This is a genomic window from Agromyces binzhouensis, assembly GCF_004135055.1.
In the GTDB taxonomy this organism is placed as follows: domain Bacteria; phylum Actinomycetota; class Actinomycetes; order Actinomycetales; family Microbacteriaceae; genus Agromyces; species Agromyces binzhouensis.
Map to the genome: position 1 here is coordinate 1 of NZ_SDPL01000498.1, position 1939 is coordinate 1939.

At 71.5% G+C, this 1939-nt stretch carries 2 protein-coding genes; both read left to right on the forward strand.

The annotated features are described in order from the left end of the window. The first annotated feature begins 83 nt into the window (after positions 1-83). The gene (gene metG, locus ESO86_RS16075) at positions 84-1649 is read left to right on the forward strand and encodes a methionine--tRNA ligase (protein ID WP_129235852.1); all 1566 of its coding nucleotides are present in this window, start codon (positions 84-86) and stop codon (positions 1647-1649) included. After that, a partial coding sequence (locus tag ESO86_RS16080) for a TatD family hydrolase (RefSeq protein WP_207207188.1) occupies positions 1646-1939 on the forward strand: 294 nt, incomplete at its 3' end. The genes metG and ESO86_RS16080, both read left to right, overlap by 4 nt.

A 1939-nucleotide genomic window follows, 5' to 3' on the forward strand; every position in this document is an offset into this window, starting at 1 on the left:
GGGCCGGCGTCCGGCCGGGCGGGCGTCCGGGCGGGCGCCCGGCCGGGCGTAGCGGGCGTGTGCGCGCCCGTAGGATTGTCGGCATGGCCGACGCCTCCTCGTTCTACATCACGACCCCCATCTTCTACGTCAACGACGTGCCCCACATCGGGCACGCGTACACGGAGGTGGCCGCCGACGTGCTCGCGCGGTGGAACCGCCAGGCGGGTCGCGACACGTGGATGCTCACCGGCACCGACGAACACGGCCAGAAGATCCTGCGCACCGCGACCGCGAACGGCGTGAGCCCGCAGGAATGGGCCGACAAGCTCGTCGCGGACGCGTGGAAGCCGCTGCTCGACACGGTCGACGTCGCCAACGACGACTTCATCCGCACGACCGACGAGCGCCACGAGCGCAACGTCCAGCGGTTCCTCCAGCACCTCTTCGACGAGGGGTGGATCTACACCGGCGAGTACGAGGGCTACTACTGCGTCGGCTGCGAGGAGTACAAGCAGCAGTCCGAGCTCGTCGACGGCACCGGCGAGTACGAGGGGCAGCTGGTCTGCGCCATCCACTCCAAGCCCGTCGAGCTGCTGCACGAGAAGAACTACTTCTTCCGCATGTCGGCGTTCGCCGACAGGCTGCTCGCCCTCTACGAGGAGCGGCCCGACTTCGTCCAGCCCGAGTCGGCGCGCAACGAGGTCGTCAGCTTCGTGCGACGCGGCCTCGACGACCTCTCGATCTCGCGGTCCACGTTCGACTGGGGCGTGAAGGTCCCGTGGGACGAGACGCACGTCGTCTACGTCTGGTTCGACGCGCTCCTCAACTACATCACCGCCGTCGGGTACGGCGAGGACGACGACCGGTTCGCGCGCCGGTGGCCGGCGCAGCACCTCGTCGGCAAGGACATCCTCCGCTTCCACGCCGTCATCTGGCCGGCGATGCTCATGGCCGCCGGCCTCGACGTGCCGACCGGCGTGTTCGGCCACGGCTGGCTGCTCGTCGGCGGCGAGAAGATGTCGAAGTCGAAGCTCACCGGCATCGCGCCGTCGCAGATCACCGACACGTTCGGCTCCGACGCGTTCCGCTACTACTTCCTCTCGGCGATCTCGTTCGGGCAGGACGGCTCGTTCTCGTGGGAGGACCTCGCCGCGCGCTACCAGGCCGAGCTCGCGAACGGCTTCGGCAACCTCGCCTCGCGCGTGATCGCGATGATCGGCCGCTACTGCGGCGGCGCGGTGCCCACCGGCACCGAGGCGGCCCGCACCGAGGCCGACGAGGCGATCCGCCGCATCGAGCAGGAGGCGACGGACGCCGCGTGGCAGGCGATCGACCGCCTGCAGATCCACGAGGCGATCGCCGCCACGTGGAGGCTCGTCGACGCCCTGAACGGGTACATCACCGAGCAGGAGCCGTGGGTCCTCGCGAAGGACGAGGCCGTGCGCGCGCGCCTCGAAGCCGTGCTCGAGACGGCCTACCACGGGGTCGGCACGCTCGCCGTGCTGCTCTCGCCCGTGCTGCCGAAGGCCACGGCGAAGCTCTGGACCGCGCTCGGCGCGCCCGGCACCGTGCAGGAGCAGCGCATCGACCGCGCACACGAGTGGAGCGTCGGCACGCAGACCTCGGCGCTCGAGCCGCTGTTCCCGCGCGTGGAGGCGACCGAGTGACGGCTGGCGCCGACCACCTCCGCACCCGGTCCGACGGCGGGCGCGCCGTCGAGTACCCGCCGCCGCCCGAGCCGCTCGCGGTGCCCGTCTACGACAACCACACGCACCTCGAGATCGCCGACGGGGCGCTGCCGCTCACGGCGCACGAGCACCTCGAGCGCGCGGCATCCGTCGGCGTCGCGGGAGCCGTGCAGGTCGGCACGGATGTCGCGACGAGCCGCTGGTCCGCCGAGATCGCGGCCCGCGAGCCGCGACTGCTGGCCGCGGTCGCCCTGCACCCGAACGAGGCG